Origin of the sequence: Vibrio sp. RE86 (genome assembly GCF_013114545.1) — a bacterium.
In the GTDB taxonomy this organism is placed as follows: Bacteria; Pseudomonadota; Gammaproteobacteria; order Enterobacterales; family Vibrionaceae; genus Vibrio.
On record NZ_VTXI01000009.1, the window covers coordinates 174,361 to 195,615 of the forward strand.

The 21,255-nt window shown below is 45.4% G+C and carries 13 protein-coding genes; all 13 read right to left on the reverse strand.

The window, feature by feature from the left end; genetic code table 11:
- Positions 1 to 27 precede the first annotated feature (27 nt).
- The 13 genes from F0231_RS11210 to F0231_RS11270 all read right to left on the reverse strand — a co-directional run bounded on the left by F0231_RS11210 (position 28) and on the right by F0231_RS11270 (position 20,928).
- On the reverse strand, positions 28 to 1,440 hold the full coding sequence (locus tag F0231_RS11210; RefSeq protein ID WP_171759809.1) for a phosphoglucomutase/phosphomannomutase family protein: 1,413 nt from the start codon (positions 1,438 to 1,440) through the stop codon (positions 28 to 30).
- Positions 1,441 to 1,493: 53 nt separating this feature from the next.
- On the reverse strand, positions 1,494 to 3,902 hold the full coding sequence (locus F0231_RS11215; RefSeq protein WP_171759810.1) for a N,N'-diacetylchitobiose phosphorylase: 2,409 nt from the start codon (positions 3,900 to 3,902) through the stop codon (positions 1,494 to 1,496).
- A gap of 86 nt (positions 3,903 to 3,988) precedes the next feature.
- Positions 3,989 to 5,899, reverse strand: a complete 1,911-nt coding sequence (locus tag F0231_RS11220; protein WP_171759811.1) for a beta-N-acetylhexosaminidase — start codon at positions 5,897 to 5,899, stop codon at positions 3,989 to 3,991.
- A gap of 10 nt (positions 5,900 to 5,909) precedes the next feature.
- Positions 5,910 to 6,785: an N-acetylglucosamine kinase gene (locus tag F0231_RS11225; RefSeq protein ID WP_171759812.1), complete on the reverse strand. Its 876-nt coding sequence runs from the start codon at positions 6,783 to 6,785 to the stop codon at positions 5,910 to 5,912.
- A complete protein-coding gene (locus F0231_RS11230) occupies positions 6,785 to 8,506 on the reverse strand; it encodes a glycoside hydrolase family 9 protein (RefSeq protein ID WP_171759813.1) in 1,722 nt (573 codons plus the stop codon). The genes F0231_RS11225 and F0231_RS11230 overlap by 1 nt, the downstream gene beginning before the upstream one ends.
- Before the next feature lie 71 nt (positions 8,507 to 8,577).
- Complete coding sequence (locus tag F0231_RS11235; protein ID WP_171759814.1) at positions 8,578 to 9,573, reverse strand: ABC transporter ATP-binding protein; 996 nt, start codon at positions 9,571 to 9,573, stop codon at positions 8,578 to 8,580.
- A gap of 41 nt (positions 9,574 to 9,614) precedes the next feature.
- Positions 9,615 to 10,598 (reverse strand): ABC transporter ATP-binding protein, encoded by a 984-nt coding sequence (locus F0231_RS11240; RefSeq protein ID WP_171759815.1) that lies wholly within the window; start codon positions 10,596 to 10,598, stop codon positions 9,615 to 9,617.
- A gap of 2 nt (positions 10,599 to 10,600) precedes the next feature.
- Positions 10,601 to 11,626, reverse strand: a complete 1,026-nt coding sequence (locus F0231_RS11245; RefSeq protein ID WP_171759816.1) for an ABC transporter permease — start codon at positions 11,624 to 11,626, stop codon at positions 10,601 to 10,603.
- 2 nt (positions 11,627 to 11,628) lie between these two features.
- Positions 11,629 to 12,615, reverse strand: coding sequence for an ABC transporter permease (locus F0231_RS11250; protein ID WP_171759817.1), 987 nt, complete (start codon positions 12,613 to 12,615; stop codon positions 11,629 to 11,631).
- 173 nt (positions 12,616 to 12,788) lie between these two features.
- Complete coding sequence (locus tag F0231_RS11255) at positions 12,789 to 14,471, reverse strand: ABC transporter substrate-binding protein (protein WP_171759818.1); 1,683 nt, start codon at positions 14,469 to 14,471, stop codon at positions 12,789 to 12,791.
- Positions 14,472 to 15,124: 653 nt separating this feature from the next.
- The gene (locus tag F0231_RS11260) at positions 15,125 to 18,511 is read right to left on the reverse strand and encodes a response regulator (protein WP_171759819.1); all 3,387 of its coding nucleotides are present in this window, start codon (positions 18,509 to 18,511) and stop codon (positions 15,125 to 15,127) included.
- A gap of 207 nt (positions 18,512 to 18,718) precedes the next feature.
- A complete protein-coding gene (gene rsmC, locus F0231_RS11265; protein ID WP_171759820.1) occupies positions 18,719 to 19,741 on the reverse strand; it encodes a 16S rRNA (guanine(1207)-N(2))-methyltransferase RsmC in 1,023 nt (340 codons plus the stop codon).
- Positions 19,742 to 19,836: 95 nt separating this feature from the next.
- Positions 19,837 to 20,928, reverse strand: coding sequence for an AI-2E family transporter (locus F0231_RS11270; protein ID WP_171759821.1), 1,092 nt, complete (start codon positions 20,926 to 20,928; stop codon positions 19,837 to 19,839).
- Positions 20,929 to 21,255: the final 327 nt, after the last annotated feature.

Here is a 21,255-nt window from a genome sequence, read left to right on the forward strand (position 1 = left end):
TGTGGTTCAAGCTTGGATCATGAACAGTTACAATTGTAAGAAGTCCTTAACTTGCTGAACGGCGTATTCGGCAATGTCTTGGTTTTCCATTTCAGCAAAGATACGTAGCAATGGCTCGGTACCTGAGAAGCGAGCGATTACCCAGCCTCCGTTTTTAAAGTAGACCTTAGCGCCATCTTCATAACTGACTTTGTCAATATCAAAGTCGAATTCAGGCAGTTGCTTCTCAACATAGATTCGGTTGTAGAGCACCTCTTTTTGCGCAGGCTTAAAGGTGCAATCACCTTCTGCGGTATAGGCGTAGCCATACTTGGCGTAGATCTCATCAAGAAGTTCAGACAGCTTTTTACCCGTAACTGAAATCATCTCAACCAGTAAGCTAGAAGCAAAAACGCCATCCTTACCCTTAATATGGCCTCGAATGGTCAAACCGCCAGAGCTCTCGCCGCCGATTAGAGAATCATCGGCTTCCATTTGAGAGCTGATATGCTTAAAGCCCACCGGTACTTCGAATGACTTCTCACCATGATCAGCAGCGATCTTATCCAAGATGTGGGTGGTTGCGATGTTACGAACAACCGAGCCTTTCCAACCTTTGTACTCCAACAAGTAGTAGTAGAGTAGGATGAGAACTTCGTTCGGGTGAATAAAGTTACCTTTTTCATCGATGATACCTAAACGGTCGGCATCGCCATCGGTACCAATACCAATGTCATAACCTTCTGCTGCGACTAGGTGTTTTAGACGATATAAGGTAGCGGCACTTGGTGAAGGCATTAAGCCACCAAAGTCTGGGTTTTTGCCATCGTTGATAACATCTACATCACAGCGGCCATTGATCAATACGGTTTGCAGAGCGTTTTTCGCGACACCAAACATAGGGTCAATCAGGACGCGTAAATTGGCACGCTTGATCGCTTCGATATCGACAAAGTTGATGATTGAGTCAACGAACTCATTCATTGGGTTGATCACATCAACCAATTTATCTTCAACAGCTTGTTCAAAATCGACACTCTTAACGTCAGCTTGTGTCAGGCTGGCGATCTGAGTTTCGATTTTTTCTGTGATTACTTCATCGGCGTCACGTCCACCTTCGATAAATACTTTGATGCCATTGTAGTCAGCCGGGTTATGTGAAGCGGTAATACAAGCTGAGTAGGCACAGCCCATCTCTTTCGCTTTGAACATCACTATCGGGGTTGGAACAAATTTATCAATGAAGCTGACTTTGACGTTGTTAGCGGCTAATACTTCTGTAAACCATCGCCCCGCCTTGTCTGACAGGAAGCGGCGGTCATAACCAACGATGAACCCTTTGTCTGCGACGTTCTCATTATTGATGATGTTTGCGAGTGCTTGAGCGACTAACTGAACATTGTCTTTGGTGAACTCTTCGCCAATAAAAGCGCGCCAGCCACCAGTACCAAACTTAATCATGGTTTTAATCCTTTATACAAAAAAGAGCCTCTGCTCAGAGGCTCTTTTGATGGTTATCCTAGGGTGACTACCACGCTGTTAACGCTGCCATCGGCTTGGACAGGAATCGTGTTTCCTGCTACTTGCTCATCATTGACGGTGATAGATTTCACGCCTTTACTCACTGATGCTGGGTTCTCAACTTTAATATTGTAGGTTGCACCTAACCATTGGCGAGTGACCTCAAATCCTGGCCATTGGGTAGGGATACAAGGATCAATCGTTAGTCCATCAAAGCCTGTACGTACGCCTAAAATAAAGTTAGTGACCGCAAAGTAAGCCCAGCCAGATGTACCTGTTAGCCATGGGTGGTTCGCACGGCCATGATCCTGGTGATCACGTCCCATGATGAACTGTACGTATGAGTATGGTTCTGCGATACGCTTCTCGATGATCTCATTTTGGTTATATGGGTTGAGTGCATCGTAGAACTTCATTGCGCGGTCGCCGCGACCAAGTTTTGCTTCCGCTACCCATGCCCATGGGTTCGGGTGAGAGAAGATTGCACCGTTCTCTTTTACGCCTTGGTAAACGCGAGTTACAAAGCCGATATCATCATTTGGTGTTGCGAACGACGGAGAGTTTAGGTGTAAGCCATACTCTGAGAATAGGTTCTCATCCACTGCATCCATCGCTTTCTCACCACGCTCTTGAGAAACGGCACCAGACAATACTGCTAGCGTATTTGACTCTAAGTGAACTCGACCTTCTGTTTGCTGAGCAGTACCGATCTTGTCACCATCTTTAGTCAGACCACGAATGTACCAACCGCCTTCATCATCCCAAAGGTGTGTTTCACACGCTTCACGAACGTTCGCTGCCATTTCTGTGTATTTCTCTACATCTGCGTCTTTGCCCAAGAACTTAGCAAGGTCGATAAACTCTTGTAGTGCCCAGAAGTGAAGGAATGAGACCATTGATGATTCGCCACCGCCTAGGTTCAGACAGTCGTTCCAGTCTGCGCGTAGACCTTTACAGATACCTGTTTGCCCTACGTACTCTGCAGAGAAATCTAGCGCTGCTTTCATGTGATCGTAAACAGAAGCGTCACCACCATCTGCATAAGGGATCATTTCATCAAAGAAGCTGTGTTCACCTGTTTCCATCACATACTTACAGATGGTCGGGACTAGCCATAGGTGGTCATCAGAACAAGTGTCTTCAATACCGTGGATCTTATCGTCATCCGATGGCGTTGGTACGACTGTCGGCGATTTAGATGGAGCGACATCAGCTTTCTCAGGATCGAACCAATCTGGATCAAATAGGTGCAGACCGTAACCGGCTTTTACCTGACCGCGAAGAAGATCAACGATACGCTTACGCGTCATTTCTGGGTTTGCATGAGGTACAGAAATCGCATCTTGCGCAGTATCACGGTAACCCAGTCCAGTACGTCCGCCCACTTCAATGAACGAAGCAAAACGAGACCAAACAACACACGTTTCAGCTTGGTAAAGTGTCCAAGCGTTGATCATGGTATCGAGACCTTCGTTTGGAGATTTTACTTGGAACTTGTCACAACGCTCGTTCCAGTGCTCTTTGATACCCGCGAATGCAGCATCTACATTGGCAAGATCTTGGTATTTCTCACGCAGGCGTTCACCGTTGCCTTTACCAATACCTAGAATGTAAGCGAAACGTACTTCCTCTCCTGGTTGGATAGTGAACTGCTTGTGCAAAGAGCCACAGTGGTTGTAACAAGTTTGTGCTGTGTTTGAACATTTACCTTGTTCAACAGCAATAGGATTCGCTTCATCACGGTATAAACCTAAGAAGCTATCACGCTGACCGTCATAAGAGTCAGGATTGAACGTTGAAGCAAGGTAGTAGAAGCCTTCAAAGTCATTAGTGTTATAGTAAAGATCGTACTCAATAACACCTTCACGATATTCAGTGCCTGCAGAATATAGGGACATCTGATGGTTTTGATTGTCAGATTGAATATGGCTGAATGAAAACTCAACAAATGAGAAAGCACTGATAGTACGTGGTTTGTCTGATGTGTTTTTAATCACAACATCCCACACTTCTGCATCTTCACCTTTAGGAACGAATAGAGTCTTCGTAGCCGTAATGCCGCTGTATTCACATTTGAACTTAGAGTAAGAAAGGCCATGACGTACTTCGTAGTTGGCTTCGTCTAAGCTTTTCGCAACAGGCTGCCATGAGATAGACCAGTAGTCTCCAGTCTCATCATCGCGCAGATAGACATAGTGTCCAGGGCGATCAAATGTCGCATTTGGACGGAACTTGGTAACACGGTTATATTCTGGCGAATTGTAGAATGAGTAGCCGCCAGCGTTGTGTGAGATAACGGTACAGAACTTCTCTGTGCCTAAGTAGTTCGTCCATGGTGCAGGGACGTCAGGTCGAGTGATGACGTATTCACGATTGTCGTTATCGAAATAGCCGTATTTCATGTTAATTTCCTTTTTACCAAGCTACCAGCGGGGTAGCCAAAACTTTAAGCTAGTGAAAACAGCGAATGATGGTCATTCGGTTGTTGTTATTTCCACGGATGACGGTATTGAATCTCTTGTTTATCAAGCAGAGGTAAATGACCCTTCAACCGCGTTAAATAGTCTTCCCAATCTCTTTCCGACTTCACTGTCCAGCAAGCTTCAGCCATGGCGGTTAGTCTCGGGAAGATCATGTAATCCATGCGAGATTGATTGGTCACAATCTCACTCCATAAGGCACATTGAATGCCTAAAATTCGTTTGCGAATTGGGTCTTGCTCTGGAACCTGAGCTAAAGGCTCATAACGATATGCATTTTCCAGAGGAGTAACCGCAGCCCAATCGACGCCAGGTTCTTCAGGGCTGTAATCTTGGGTCATATCAAGATAGGTAGATTGAGCTGGCTGCAAGATCACGTCAAAGCCTTGCTTCGCGCAGTTTAGAGCGGCCTCTTCACTCAGCCATGAATAGATAACCGTGTCTTTACTGACCTTATTGCCGTGCTGAGCTTCTTCCCAACCGACCATTCGTTTTCCTAGTGAGCGCAGTTTCTTTTCTGCATAGCGCAGCAGATGCCCTTGAAGCTCTTTTGTGCTTTGGTAACCCTCTTTATTCATCAGTGCCTGACAAGCTGGGCTCTCAAGCCAAACGCCATCAGGTACTTCATCAGCGCCGATATGTACCCAAGTGGATGGGAATAGCTCTGCGATCTCTTCGAGTACGGTATCGATAAATTGGTAAGTGCCAGGCAGTGCAGGAGATAGCACATTATCGTTATAGTGCTGAATACTGCGGTATTGAGAGCGATCATCTGGATCGCACAGAAGCTCTGGCAACGCTTTGATGGCCGCGCGGCAGTGACCCGGAATATCAATTTCTGGAATGATATTGATACCTCGATCTTCTGCGTATGCGATGATCTCTTTGATCTCATCTTGGCTGTAATAACCACCGTAGATATGGCCAAGTTGGCTATATTGTGGTTCTAGAGCCATATCTGCTCCACGATATGCACCGATCGAAGTGAGTTCAGGTAGCGCTTTGATCTCTACACGCCAGCCTTCGTCATCAGTTAGGTGCCAGTGAAAGGTATTAAATTTGTAGTGAGCGAGTTGATTTATAAGGCGCTTAACCGTCTCTATAGAGTGGAAATGACGAGTGCAGTCCAACATCATGCCACGGTATTTAAATCTCGGGCGGTCAATGATCTTGATGTATGGGACCTGCAAGCCTTGGCTATCGTCTTGTTCAATAAGCTGCAGTAGTGAGGCGCTCGCGTAAGTAAATCCAGTTCGCGAACCCGCTTCAAGTCGGACACCTGAAGCAGAAACGGTAAGTTGATACTCGCCTTCATCTAGTGTTGGGTTGTTACGATAGACAATGTCGCTTTGCCCAATGGCTTGCGCACTAAAACCGTATATACGAGTTAACTCAGTTTGCAGCCAAGTCGCTGCTTTTTCCGCTAATGTCGCTTGCAGAGTTATCTGACTCGATGGGGTGATCTTAAAGTTGCCTTCAGAGCGTTCGATATGGTTCGGTTTAGGAATTAGAGGGGGCGACTGACTCTCAACATTTGGAACCTCACTGCGCTCACGATATGGTGATGCCAATGCGATTGGTGTGAGGGTGACTGGATGGCTTTGAGAGTCGTCATCAGTCAGTATCAGTGCATCTTTAAATCCATCAGTATAGAAACGCAGAGGAGCCGTGTTGATACTAAATTCACAGTAGTAATGTTGGTTAGCCGGCAATACGTCAACGTCTGGTTGAACAGTACAAAAACTGCCAACTTGCTCAATGACACCGTGAGTAAAACTATCGGGCTGGATAAAGCGATCGACAATAAACTGAAGACGCCAGTTACTTAGGTCACGATCAGTTAAATTGTGCAGCGTTAAGCCAAAGCGGCAAAACTGTTTTTGCTCAGAAAGAACGGCAAGTTCAACGCGGTAGCTCATAGATTAATCCTTAGTACAGGTTATGTTCTGCTTTGCCAGCAAACATTAACGCGCCTTCAATAGCGTCAAATTGGGGTTCTACAATCCAAGCTTGAACAGGAGGTGATAACCAAGCTTTGATGCGTTCAGCGATACTGCCCATTAAACAAATTCGTGTTGCTCCTTTACGATTCAATGCTACCAGGAACATTTCGATATCTGCCGCTGTTTGCTTTAACATTTTGATGCCGAGTGCATCACCTTGTTGTGCGTATTGGAAGATGGCTGGGGAAAACTGACCATAATCACGAGGCAAAGCACTTTTAGACCACTCGACGATTTGATCAACATCGTGGTTAAAATGTGTCATCACGTGATGAGCTAGGGGCGTCTTTTCGATAATGCCATCTTCAGCAAGCAACACCTGCTGTATCAAGTGAAGCCCCATAACCGCGCCACCACCTTGATCTGAGATTGGGAATTCACGTCCGCCAACAACATGTTGTTCACCATTACTGAGGTAGATGCCACAAGATCCAGTGCCCGCAATCATGATGGCACCTGAGTCAGCGTTATGAGCGCCAATACATGCGCCATAGGCGTCGGTATTGAGGACCATAGAAGCAAAAGGGTGAGATAAGGTCATAAACTTTTGCCATGCAGACTTTTGCTCAGCGCCCGCTAAGGCGAGACCGACATGCATTGAACTGAAGTGTGATTCGTTTAGGTTACCTTGCTTGGCAGCTTGAGTAGTGGCATCAAGAATAGAACTCATCGCAACATCGACACCCAGCAGTATGTTGGCGCTGCCACTTTTCGCTTCACCAATCAGTGTTCCGTCTTCATTACGGATTCTTGCGCGACATGAAGTGCCACCACCGTCGATACCTACGTAATAGAAGCCCATTATTTGACCTCCAATGAAGAAAAGTAAGTGGAATGATGAAGGGTAGCTAACAGGTACCATGCACCGTGAGGGATCCACTGCTCGCCCCAACGCCAGTTTTGTAGCATGTCATCTTTCTGTTTCGGCGGGTTAAAGGCGATGTCATTTTCGTCTTCAAAGCCGGCAGTAATACCATTGCAGATCCCGCCTTTTGCATTGAAAAAGCCTAAATCTGGTAGGTAATCAGGGTTATTGTGGCCGTGACCATCTAACATACACATGTCGTAAGGGTTTAAGCCCAGCACCCAATTCAGAGAATTTTGTGCAAAAGACAGCAGCTTTTCAGCGGTGGCTTTATCTTCAAGGAAAGGTAAGGCAATGAAAGCCATCGTGCTGAGTGAGCCTAGTCGAGCGTTTTCACCTTGCCACCAGTATCCAGTCTCATTGTTCTGTGCAACAAAGAATGAATCTCGCTTGTCACTATCAACGGCTTTTACATATTGGCGAGGGTATCCAAATGGGTTAGCAACATGGCTTGTAACCGTCAGCTCAAAATTGATCGCTTGGGTAATGGTTTGAAGAATTGATTGCTTAAGCTTAACTTCAGTTTCAATTGAGAGATATTCACACAGAGCGATGACAGGAAGCCCGGCTTCTGCTGCGTGGTAGTAAGGTCTGCTGCCATCCTGGTTTGCGGACCAAAAATTCTCGCATTGCTCGTCGCTTTGCTGACGTTGCTCAAGCTTCTGACTCCATAGACGGCACTCAGCTAAATAGTCACTATTGTTGGTGCTTTTAAAGAGTTCGACTACCGCTAGAAGCGCGCAATACTCGTCGATAATGTTTTCTTCACCGTCATTAAGGTATTGGCGATTAAACTCTTTTAAGTGCCAATAACCTTGTTCCGCTGCTTTAAGGTAATCAGCTTGCTGATATTCGCCAGATTCTTCTAGTCTTGATGCGGCTGCAAGTGCGGCAATTGCAACGCCGCCACCTTGTCTAAAACCAGCTTGGTAGTCATCTGATTTGTGACCTTCTTGAGTGGCGTAAGCACAGATTTCACGTTGCTTGATATCTTTGGACCATTTATCGAATACGGTCATGTAGAAAAAGCCGGCTGGGTTTTGCATACGCACGAGAAAATCAGCACCAAATAAGGCTTCTTCGAGTAATCTAACTTTAGAGAATTGTGCGACTGACTCTTGGTTTTTGATATGATCTAAACCTTTGATCATGTTCCAAACAACCATTGGAATTTGCTGAGGGTTTAAGTAGTTACCATAAGAGAGGTGACTAAAGTATTTACTGACGTCACCCGATGCGTCATACCATCCGCCATGTACATCGACAGTTTCGTTGCTGCCTAGTAGTGGAGCCTCTCGGTCTTGTTTATCAAAACGACCGCCGCATCGCTGAGACTTGAAGTAGTGAAGGACGTCAGAGAAGGTACGTTTTAACAGTAATCCTGTATCAATGGTGAATACTTCGGAGCGTAGGTTATCTGCTTTTAGGTAGTAGCTACCCTGTTTTTCAAAATGAGAGAATTCAATGCGAAAAAAATTCCCTTGGTGCCAGTTGGCGACTTTAGTACCTTTTTCGATATCAAAAGACGCTACAGTTTGATGACTGTCAGCACAGACTAACAGCGCAGTGGTAGACGAAAGACGTGGCTTACGAGTCATCAATACAGCCTGCTTAGGCCCAAGGGCGTCATAACCAATGTGGTTAGTAAGTAGCAGCATTAAAATCTCCGAAATTAATTAGTTATTGATTTAGTTATTTGGCCAAGAGCAGTGCTCTTGGCCTGTTAGCATTAATTTTCGTATAGGTAACAACGGACAAAGTGGTTCTCAGATAGTTGAGTCACTTCAGGTAACTGTTCACGACATTTGTCTGTCGCATGCTGACAACGACCTGCAAACGGGCAGCCTGCTGAAGCTGGCGTCCAAAGTGGAATCTCGCCTTTGTTGCCTTTCAGTTTCTCGTGAATCGACTTACTTGGATCTGGAACCGCTGATACCAATAGCTGAGTGTATGGGTGCTGAGGGTTATGAATGATCTCATCAGTGTCACCCCATTCCACCATATGGCCAACATACATAACCGAAAGATCTTCAGCGATGTAACGTGCCGTTGCGATATCGTGAGTGATGTAAAGTAGAGACATCTGCTTCTCAAACTTCATCTCTTCCATCAGGTTTAATACACCTGCACGGATTGATACATCAAGCATCGATGTCGGTTCATCAGCCAATACTACTTCTGCGCCAACAGCAATGTTACGAGCAAGGTTGACACGCTGACGCTGACCACCAGAAAGTTGGTGCGGGAACTTTTGCGCGGTCTCTTTTGGTGGGATCAAGCCCACTTGCTCAAGAAGATCATAGACACGCTCTTCTTGCTCTTTCTTATTGCGAGGATCCACCTTTTTGTGAATCAGTAGAGGACGCAAAATATGGTGATAGATGTTATGTGTTGGGTTTAATGAACCAAACGGGTCTTGCCAAACCATCTGAACACCTTCACGATAGTTCATCAGGTCAGAACGTGAATTGATCGTTTTAATATCACGCCCTTTGTACTCGATAGAACCTTGGGTCGGCGCATACATTTTTGCGATCATTTTCGCCGTTGTAGACTTACCTGAACCCGATTCACCAACGACCGCTAGGCCACGGCTTTTGTACATTTTGAATGATACGTCGTTGATCGCTCGCATCATCGGTTGTTGTAATGAATTACTATTGATTGGGAAATCTTTAACTAGGTTTTTCCCTTCCACCAATAGCTCACCAAATTCTTTGCTCATAATTGTCTCCAGTAATCTTTTTTATTTTTTCTCAATGTTTGCTAGAGCTTGGCTTGAGCAATTGGGTCGCCGTAAAGGTGACAGTTTGAGAAACGACTTGGCTCTATTTGTCTTAGCTGAGTAGGGACACGAGTACATGCTTCATGGACACGGTCACAACGGGCTTGGAATCGACAACCTTGTGGAACTTCTAATAAGTTCAGTGGGTTACCTGGAATACCCGTTAGCTTCGTCTTAGGGCCTGTTAATGGAGGGAAAGAACTACCCAGACCTTTGGTGTAAGGGTGGTAAGGGCTTTCCAAGATCTCTTTTGATGGAGCGACTTCGATCAGCTCGCCGGAGTACATGATTCCGATGCGGTCTGAGAACTCAACCATCAACGAAAGATCGTGAGTAATGAATAGGATAGAGAAACCAAACTCTTCTTTCAGAGCGTAGATTTTTTGCAGAATCTCGCGCTGAACGACAACATCAAGCGCCGTTGTTGGTTCATCCATGATGATCATTTTTGGATTCAATGCGAGAGCGATTGCGATAACCAAGCGTTGACGCATGCCACCAGAAAACTGGTGCGGGTAGTCAGTTAAACGGCTTGGGTGGATATCAACAATTTCAAGCAGACCTTCAGCGCGTTTAACTGCTTGCTCACGTGTCATGTTCGTGTGACGCATAATCACGTCACAGAACTGGTCCTCCATTGTCAGTACAGGGTTGAGCGCATTCATCGCACTCTGGAACACCATCGACATCTCACTCCAGCGGAACGCTTGCATGCGCTCATCACTGTACTTAAGGATGTCTTCGCCATTGAAGATTACCTCGCCACCAGTGATAAATGCTGGCGGCTTATGAAGACGCATCAGTGAGAATGCGACAGTTGATTTACCACACCCTGACTCACCAGCGAGGCCAAAGACCTCACCAGGTGCAATATCAAAGCTTACATTGTTACACGCGCGGACATCGCCCGCGGCTGTGATGTAGTCAACGCATAAGTTGCGGATAGAAATGAGTGGTGCTGTCATGATTATTTATCTCCGCTCCAAAGTGCATTTTGTGGTGGCATTTCTGGCGTACGTTCTTTCTTGTCCGCCTCAGCAAGTTTCTTCCAGCGTTTCATACCTTTGTGTGAACGAAGCTGCGGGTTAGCAATTTCATCAACAGCAAAGTTAAGCAGTGCAAGACCTGTAACAAGAACAGTTAGAGCCAAACAAGGGGCAATAACTTCCCACCACGCGCCGATAAGCATTGCTGATGAGGTTTGTACGTTGTAAAGCATGATGCCCCAACTGATTGTGCTTGGGTCGCCCAAACCTAGGAATGAGATGATAGATTCCATACCAATTGCGTACATTACTGAGCCAATGAAGCTCGCGCCGACGATTGGAATAAGGTTTGGCAAAATCTCAACGAAGATGATGCGGAATGAAGATTCACCAAGAACTTCAGCGGCTTTAACAAACTCTTTCTCACGCAGAGCCAACGTTTGTGAGCGTATAACCCTCGCACCCCAAGCCCAGGAGGTACAGCCGATGATAATGGCAATGGTTAATGGTCCTGCCTCACCAATGAATGCCGCGAGTACGAAGAGTAGAGGGTATTGCGGGATAACCAGCATGATGTTCATTGCCGCAGTCAGTACATCATCAACACGTCCACCAAAGTAACCTGCTGAGATACCGATAACTGTTGCCAAGAAACAAACCGTCAGACCAGCACCGAAGCCTACCGCTAAAGAGATACGCGCACCGTGCAGAAGCTGAGACCAAATGTCACGGCCCATACGGCTAGTACCAAGTACGTGGTCCGCTTTTTTCGACATAATCATTGTGCGACGGTCAGTGGCTAAGTTTTCAGCCACCCAACCATCTGGGTTCGCCTGTGCAGACTTCACAATAAAGCTTGGGTACTCGTGTGGGTTACCAGTACGTTTGTCTGGCGCATGCTTAGTCAATAGAGGTGCAGCAAGAGCCATAAAGATAAAGATAGAAACAATCGCTAAACCAACACACGCGTAAGCGTTGCCAAGGATAAGTTTAAATAGGTCTTTCATAATTATTTCCCTCCCTTACGAAGGCGAGGATCGAGAACAACGTAAAGCATGTCGGCAATTAGGTTAAACGACAGCATGAATAGCGTCATGATGATCAATTGGCCTTGAAGAACTTGGTAATCACGAGCGTGAATAGCGTTAAGGAGAACAGTACCAAGACCAGGGTAGTTAAAGATGATTTCAATGATTAACTGGCCACCAATCGCCATACCTAATGACATAGATAGGGCAGTCACACTTGGTAGTAGTGCGTTACGTGCGGCGTAATTGAATACTACGCGGTTTTCACTTAGGCCCTTACCTTTAGCCATAGTGATGTAGTCTTCTGCTAATAGGTTAATCATGTTGTTACGCATGTTTACTAGGAAGCCACCAATTTGAATGATGGATGCACAGAACAGAGGAAGAACGGCGTGGTAAGCAACATCTTTGAAGAATTCCCAGCTCGTCCAGTCAGGGCTGACACCAGCAGTGTAGGCGTAACCTGTTGGGAACCACTTGAGTCCAATGGCGAAGATGAACAATGCCATCATTGCGATTACAACCTGAGGAACCGCCTGAATGATCAGCATTCCTGGAGTAACGAAAGCATCGTATTTACTGCCTCGTTTCCAAGCAGCAAAAATACCTAGTATTGAGCCAATAGAGAAAGAAAGAATAACCGCAGAGCCAGCTAGAAATAGTGACCAGCCGAATGCGCCACCTAGAAGCTTGTTCACTGACAGTGGGTAGAACTGAATCGATGTCCCTAGCTCCCAGCTAAGAATGTTTTTCATGTAGGCAACATATTGTGTAAATAGGCCGCCATCAACAAAGCCAAGTAGCTCTTTCATCGCGGCAATACGTTCCGGTGTTACCTGAACCGAAGCGTTCGCAAACATCATGGTTACCGGATCGCCCGGCATTGCACGAGGAATAATAAAGTTTAAAGTCGCAGCAACTAATAACGCGACAAAGTAAAACGACAAACGTCTTAAAAAATAACCCATAACTCACACCTTACTCACCCAGATTTTCCCTGTTTCTGGTTTCAGGTCGCTCCTAGCGAAAGTTCAAATTTAGAGCGAAAAATCCCCTGACGACTAGCGCCATATTGCAAATAACTCAGAGAGTGGGGGATTGAGTGGCGCACAGAAAGTGCGCCACAAGATAGAACAACTACTTATTTAACTGGTTTTAGGTCCAGTACGTGTAGTAGACGCTCTGGGATACCAGCCCAAATGTTTGGACGGCCTTTTGGATTTTCTTCGTTCCACCAACCAGTAAAGCGAGTTGTGTTGTATTGGAACATGTAAGCACCAGACATTACTGGAATCGTTACTTGGTCAGAAGCAATGATTTGCTGGATACCGTGAGCGATTTCTAGCTGTTCGTTCTTATCAGCAGTCTTGTAGAAGCTGTTTAGAAGACCATCTAGCTTGTCGTTCTTGTAGTAGTGCATTGCAAAACGAGGCATACCGTCGCCAGACTGTAGCTCTGAGTTGTAAGCACTGTTCCAGTATAGGTGTGGATCCGCGCCGTGGAAGTAGTTGGTGTAAGCTACGTCATACGTTGCTTCAAGCATTGCTTGGTTGTACACAGAGAAATCTGGAGTACGAGCTTTTGCTTTGATACCTACTTCTGCTAGCTGCTCAACTGCTAGCTGAACTGTGTTGTTAAAGTCAGTCCAACCATTAGGAGATTGAATCAGAAGCTCGAAAGACTTACCTGATGGAGTGTCAACGAAACCATCTTTGTTTACGTCTTTAAAGCCTGCTTTTTCTAGAAGCTCTTTAGCGCCTTCAACGTTGTATGTGTTGAAGCCTTGGTATTTCTTGTGCGTGCCTTCGTCAGACCAAGTCTTAAACGCGTAACCTAGACCAGATGCGAAGTCATTCACTGTACCGCCACCGTAGAACGCGATATCGATGATAGTTTGACGGTCAAGAGCCATAGAGAATGCGCGACGGAAGTCTACGTTAGTTAGTGCTTCGTTTTTAGCAGCGTCTGGGTGCTTGAAATTAACTACGAACGCTTGTGTACCTGCTGGCGGGTACCAGTACTGGTGGTTAGGACTTGCAGCCGCGTAAGTGCGGTCGATGTCAGGGATGAACGATGAAGTCCAGTCCATTTCGCCGTTAACAACTTTACCTAGGAATTGGTCGTTGTTTGCGATTTGAGGAACACGTAGACAGTCAACATCTAGGTTATCTGCATCCCAGTAGTTCGGGTTTTCACACTGAACGTAAAGCTGAGGAGTGAAAGTTGCGATTTCAGTAAATGGACCAGAACCTACAGGGTTTTCGTTAGTGAACGTTGAAGGATCTTCGATCTTGCTCCAAACGTGCTGTGGTACTACAGGCACTTTTACGATTTCGTAAGGTGCGTTTGAGTTCGCTTCTTTGATGTTGAACTTAACTTGGTAGTCATTCAACTTCTCTACGCTAGAAACCCAAGAGTTGATACCGCTTTGGTCTAGTTCTGGTTTCTCTTTAACTAGGTTGAAAGAGAAAATTACGTCGTCTGCGTTGAATGTTTCACCGTCAGACCACTTCACACCTTTACGTAGGTCAAATACAACGCTTAGTAGATCGTCTGCAATTGTGTAGTTCTCTGCTAGACGGAATACAGGCGTGTTGCCCTGCATTTCGTTGAAGACGACTAATGGCTCGTATAGGAAGTCAGTTGTAGTGTGTAGGTTAGTAGCACCTAGGTACGGGTTGAAGTTACGTACGAAAGTGGTGAACTCTTTAGGGTGGATAGTTAGTTCACTGCGTTCAGCGGCTGCTGCAACTGATGTAAATCCTGTTGCTGCTGTTGCAATAATTGCTGTTGCTAGTGCTGTTTTTTTAATGTTGGCAAGCATAGCTGTTCCTTACTATTTGCTTTCATTTCACTTATATGGATGGAATGTCATCAATTGATAAACACTCACTAAGGCCTACCTCTCGTTCAATTCTCTTTCCGGAGGAGGTAGGAGATTGAGAGTGGCCTGTAGGCCTTAGGCACAGTAAGAAAACACCTTCACGTTAATTTTCGCAATTGGTATTCCCGTTAAAAACGTTAAAACCCATTTAAACCTCGTCAATACTGTTAAAAGTTAAATGATTGGCTGTTTTTTGCTCGAAATATACAGTTTGAAGTGGATCGCATAAGGGGGCTGGCTAGTGTATCTATGTAAGTGTTCACTTACTATTTATCTCTTTTTAAATATGGCTTGGAATAGTTCTCATCTAGGTTGAGACTTTTGTCACCATCACTTATTTTCGTTAATTAAGTGAGTTAAATAAAAACTGCCGTCTTGTTGTGATTGACTTCGCAATATGAACTCTTTATGTACAACTTAGTGCTTGAATAACCATTTTTAGGCAAAAAATTGCTCTGTTTTACTCCTGTTGAACCTCGTTGATTAACGTTGTTTTACGTAGCGTAATAACTCATTTTACATCGCTTCGGCCCTTTTCAATGAGCAATAAAAAAGCCTGCACGAGGCAGGCTTTTATGTGGGGAGATGAAAGGTTAACTCGTGAGTAAATGCTGAAGCTTGTCTCGTAATCCTTCGATATGAGTACGTTCGGGGCTCTGTTCATTACAGTGCTCTAGAATGTATTCTAATGAACTAAGTACGGTTCTCCAGCGAGGTGTCTTAGGTAAGGTCTCTGGGCGAAGATACTTATCTAGCGTGCGAGTTTGCAGTGTGCTTCGGTCAAGGTAGACGCGCCATAACCCGCTTTGCTCTGCGAAGGCAAACTTAGTTTGGCCAGTCACGGACTCCCAGTACTCCAACGCGCTTGTCATCGCATCTACAAGTACTTCTCTCATGATATCTTGTTTTGATTTGCTGTCGCTTGATACTTTGTCTGCTAGGCGCGTGAACTCTCCACCAAGCTCTTTGAGTTCCTGCAGTTTGGCTTTATCACCTTCGAAAGCAAAGCTCGACAGCGCTTCAATCGCAGTTTCAAGGTTATTGATGCGTGTAGCGTTGACGCTGCCTCCGACATTGAAAATGTACATAGAACGCAGGCCAGCACCTTCTGGAAGTTTTAGTATGTCTGCTGAAAGGTGCTGTCTAACATCTTCAACATAAACATCAATGATCCCACAGTAGTGCTCTTGCTGAACATTGAGGAACTTAGGCGCAATAAGCTCATCGGCAGTTGAGCGTTTTAGCTGCTCGGTTGAGCGCTTAAATAGCTTGGAAGCAGCTTCGTTGGCAAATCGAATCTTGTTGTCATCGCGAACACATACAATAGCTTCTGGTGCTGTCTCAAGCTGTTCAAGCAAGCGGCCTTGAGTTTCTAATAAGCTAGCTTCGACCATCGCACGTTGTTTGAGTTCAAGCTGAAGCTGCTGATTCTCGATGCGACGTTGTTCGGCTTTACTTGCAGTCAAGTGGGCAGCAATTCGAGCAGCGAGCTCTTGTTTATTGAATGGCTTAGATAAGTAGTCATTCGCACCAGAGTTAAAGCCCCGTACACGGTCATCAGTCTGATTTAAAGCGGTCAGCATGATAACTGGCAGTGCTGCGTGGTCGTAGGTTTCACGCAAGGATTCACAGACTTGATAGCCGCTCATGCCTGGCATCATGATATCGAGCAGCAGCAGTTCTGGTTTTTCACGCTCGACTGCCTCTAACGCTTCGTGGCCATCTTTTGCTGTGCGAACACGGTAACCTTCCAAGCGCAGGAAGCTATCAAGGACTCTGAGGTTAACGGGTTCATCATCCACAACCAGTAATATCGGGCCGTCTGGATTTTCTGGAATGCTTGCAGGCTCTGCTAACTCAACATTACCAGTGTCTGGCGCTTTAAAATGAGGGGCTTCGTACTGATTTGCCGTTTCAATCTGTTCAAGAGAAGCAATCGGCAAAGTAAAGCTGAAGGTCGTACCGACCATTGGCTGACTGCTCACATACAAGGAGCCTTGCATCAGTTCAATCAATTGACGACTAATTGAAAGCCCTAATCCAGCACCTTGGCGATAGCGGCTAGAGTCGTTACCAGCTTGAATCAATGGTTCGAAGATATGTTCAAGCTGGTCAGCTGGGATACCTTGGCCAGTATCAACGACCTGAACTCGAATATTGTCATCGACGATACTGGTCGAAATAACAATTTTACCTTCGCTAGTGTACTTGATGGCATTACCGACCAGGTTGTACAGCACTTGCTCCAGTCGCTGCGGATCGGCGCTAACCCATACTGGTTCATCAGGTACCTGATTGATTATGCGGATCGGCTTACTTCCCAACAGATGCGATGAGAGCTCAAGAACAAGGCGTGTTGCTCCGGCCAGATCGACGGCACTGGTTTCAATGTCTAGGTTGCCATAACGCATCTTATGGTAATCAAGTAAGTCATCAACAAGCGTTGCCAAACGTTGACCACTGCTGATGATGATGTCTAGTTGATACTTATGTTCTGAGGTAATTGGGCCGTTTGCACCCGACGCCAGTGCTTCAGCGATGCCCACCATTCCGTGAAGAGGGGTTCTTAGCTCATGTGAAGTGGTGGCTAAGAATTCATCCTTTAACTTGTTCGCCAGTTGAAGCTCTTCGTTCTGTTTTTGAATCAGCTTTAAGTTGCTTTCTAACTCTTCATTCTGTTGTTTAATCAGCAAGATTTTTTCACGAATAGAACGCTGCATGCGTTCAAAGCTGACCGCAAGTCGGCCAATTTCATCTTTTCGCTGAGTATTGGTGATATCGGTATCAAGGTCACCGGCTGAGGCTTTTTCTGCCGCCCAGGTAAGCTTTAGCAGTGGTGATGTGATGAAGTTAGATAAGTAGTGAGAGGCCATCACGACCAATAAAATCGCCGTTAACATCGCGAAGATAAATAGCGTCTCGAGCTGATGCACGCGAGCAAACGCTACGCTTTCAGGGACTTCCACCACAATGGCCCAATCCACACCTTTAACAGAAATTGGGCTGTAAGCAGCAATGGTCGCTTCGCCCAAGGTATTGTTATAAGTGCCAACGTTAGTCAGGCCCGACAGCGCCAAATCGACTACTTCTTGGCTCTTATCAATATCTTCTTGTTGATACGCCAGAGTGCGAGACAAGTGGTCGCTACCAACAAGGAGTGTTTTCATTGACGCAATATTGTTGGTATCCGCAATCAGTTTGGTGATGCCGTTATTTGGCAGCCTAAAGAGTGCGTAGCTGTGTAAATAACCTTGTTGAATGATTGGTGCGCCTAGCCATGCCACTGCTTTGCCTTGCTCTTGAGCAAAATCAGAAATGATAACCGGGGTAAAATCCTCATTAGTTTTACGTTTTTCCGATACAAAGGTTTTGAGCTTAGCGAATGTCTTGCCTAAGTTTTCATCCTTGTATTTACCCGTTAACAAGTTAGTACCGAAATTGTCATGCTTATAGATTGAATAGGTGACATTACCCTCTCGGTCAACAAGCAAAATATCGTCAAAATCAGATCGTTTCAGTAGTTCTTGGTAAGCCCAGTGGTAGCGCTTGTGGAGCAACCTGTATCGCTCAGTGCCGTTGTAAACACTGGATTGCGGCAATATTGAAGTTTTGATTTGATCGCCAGAGCCTTGAATGTAGCGCTTTTGGGCATACTCTCGAGCTTGGTCTATATCTAAACCTAAGCTACGGAAGGCATTGACGAGGCCATAGAAACGACCACCACTCGCATAAGCCAACTCTGAGCGAACAAAACCCATCACTTCCGACTCTTTAGCATAAAGGTAGTCAATGACTTGTTGTTGTTTACTGTCTCGAACAGAAACGAGGTGAGAGGTACTTTGCTCTTGAAGATCTTTGGTGTGCGACTGTAAGAAAAAAATAGCGATGACGGTAAGAGGCGTAATACTTAAAACAAGAAACGCCAGCATCAAGGTACTTTGTAGACGCTTAAATTTTTGCTTTCGATACAACTTAAACATGATCAGATCAGACTTTCCGTGAGAATTCGGCTTGATGCCGTCAAAGAGTGCAACAAGCTAGGTAAAAACGTTATTTTCCTAAGATGACAAAATTAACGAGTTTTTTTACTTTGACAAGTAAGTTGCGAGGAAAGCGTGGAGGCAAGCGCAATTTTATCAGATTGCGCTGAATTCTTGCCCAATCTACGGTGAGATTGGGCTGGGAGGTTATTTTTTTGCGCTGTAGATAGCGAACTTGTTGGTCTTATTTAGCGTCTCGCAATTACCGTAAGATTTTTCGATAATTGGCGGATATTGTAAGAAGCTATTCGCAACAATTAACAGCTGACCAGAGCGAGCTTGATGTTTTGGTCCATCGGCTAAAAGCGTTTCTGTCGCGCTGTAACTGGTGTCTAGGCCTGCGTGGAAAGGCGGGTTGCTAATGATAAAATCATAGTCATCGCTGGTGTCAGAGTAGACATCTGAAGCAAAGACTTTGCCCGTTAAACCATTAGCTTCTAATGTGGCTTTACTTGATTCAACCGCTAATGCACTGATATCACACATCTCAAGTTGAATCGTTGGATTCAAAGTGGCCATCACGCTGCCAATAACACCGGCTCCACAGCCAAAGTCGAGAACTTTGCCACTCAGCGTTGGTAGGGTATCAAGCAGCAGTTTACTGCCAATATCAAACTCACCATGACTGAACACGCCCGGTAGACTCTTAATCGTCAGGGATGTTTCTTTGTAGCTGACTTGGTAGCTCTTAAACCATTGCTCGATGTTGAACTGACTTGATGCTTGAGTGCATTGTCCCCAATAGAAAGAACAACGTCTTGCTGAGTCGTATTTTGTGACTGGGCCGTAGGCCTTAAACATCTTTTCAATGCTTTTCACGCCAGAACGGTTCTCTCCTACGACTGCTATTTCAGTTTCTGGGCCGAGTTTCGCCATCAGCATCGCCAATAAGTATTCTGCTTCGGCTTTTGCTTTTGGCCAGTACAGCAGCACCATATCTGCTTGTGTTTCTTGCGTGAACTCTGCACCAAAAACGCTAGTGATCTGTTTATGGGACTCTAGTTGACGATAGTAACCATAATTGGTTGTAAAAACGGTTACGGAATGGCAATGGTTGGCCAACTCAACGGGAAACAGGTCTTCAGCTTCACCCGCAACTAATACGTGTTTACCTTCAAAGTAGGCAAGCTGTCGCTGGGCAATTTGGCTTGGCGCAATGTAAGCAGACATAATGGACTCGCATAAAAAATGAGGGAGGATTTTCGCATAATCCTCCCTCATGGTGTAGTGGTAAATGACATCGCTCAATACGAAGTGAGCAGTAACTAACTTCTATCTTGCTGGTCTAAGAAACCTTGAAACTCTTCTTCGTAGATATTGAACAGTACCATGGTCACCGCAAAAATAAGCGGCCCGTAGATAAGTCCAATCAAACCAAATAGATGTAAGCCGCCAAGTAGCGAGAAGAAGATCATTAATGTGCTCATCCCAGCACTGCCACTTCCTTGCATCAAGAGTGGGCGTAGTAGGTTATCGATAGAGCCGACAATCGCAACGCTCCAGACGGTGAGGAAGATTGCCCAAGTTGTATCGCCAATTAAGAACAGGTAAATCGCGGCTGGAATCCAAATTAGCGCTGTACCGACAACGGGAATAAATGAAGCAAAACCCATCATGGTTCCCCAGAAGAGGCCTGGGAATCCTGCCAGCCACATACCAATACCACCTGCAAAGCCTTGGGCAATCGCCGTTAAGAAAGAACCCATTACCGCCGATTTAGAAACTTGTTCGATTTCATCAAGCAATTTGTCTTCTTGGCTGCGTGACAAAGGTAAAATGTGGCGAATCGCACTGATGATCTTATCGTGGTCGCGTAACAGGAAGAACAGCACGAACAGCATCAAGAAAAAGTCCATTAAGAAGTTGGTCGCGTCACCCAAAATCTTGGCACTGATCCCGACCAAGTTACTACCAAATGAAGTCGCAAACTGAGCAACTTTTTGAGCAATCTCTTGAGGTTCAATGGTGTCAAACGGTAAGTAAGTATTAACTAATGACAGTCCTTTAATGACCCATGGGTGTTCAAAGATAGTTTGGATTCCACCTTGAGTTCCCCATTGATACACGTTTTGTGAAAAGGTCGAGCCTTGCTGAACAATGGCACCAAACACAAACAGCAGTGGGACAACAATAATGAACGTCAGCACCACACAGGAGATCAATGAGCTGATGTTGTGGTGATTAGGAAGCTTTTTCTCAATCCATTCATGAATAGGGAACATCAACAGCGAGATGATGAAAGCCATGACGATGGAATTAATATAGGGTTCTACGAGCAAGAAGCAGGCAAACCCAGCAGCCAATAGGGCGACAATCAATACCCAATGACTGGAAGTTATTTTGACTTTATCTGGCACAATAATGGTCCAATTGATTGATGTTATACCAGTATAATGGCTGCAATTTTTCCACTCTTCAATTCAAAATCAAAAAGTTATCAACGGAGCGTCAATTTATGGGATGTTGCAATAACGATAAATGCAGTGAGAAGGAGCCAACCACTCAGCGTAAGATTCCTTGGTTTAGCCTAATCATCGGGTTGCTTGGTGTGTTGGTTATCTTTAACTGGCAATAGCTGATAATAAAAATGTATGGTCCGCCCCGTTATTGCAACTACAATTTAGTAATAACGGAGTTGGTTTGCGCTAATGTATTCGGAGTCCGCGTCGGGAACATTAACTTCC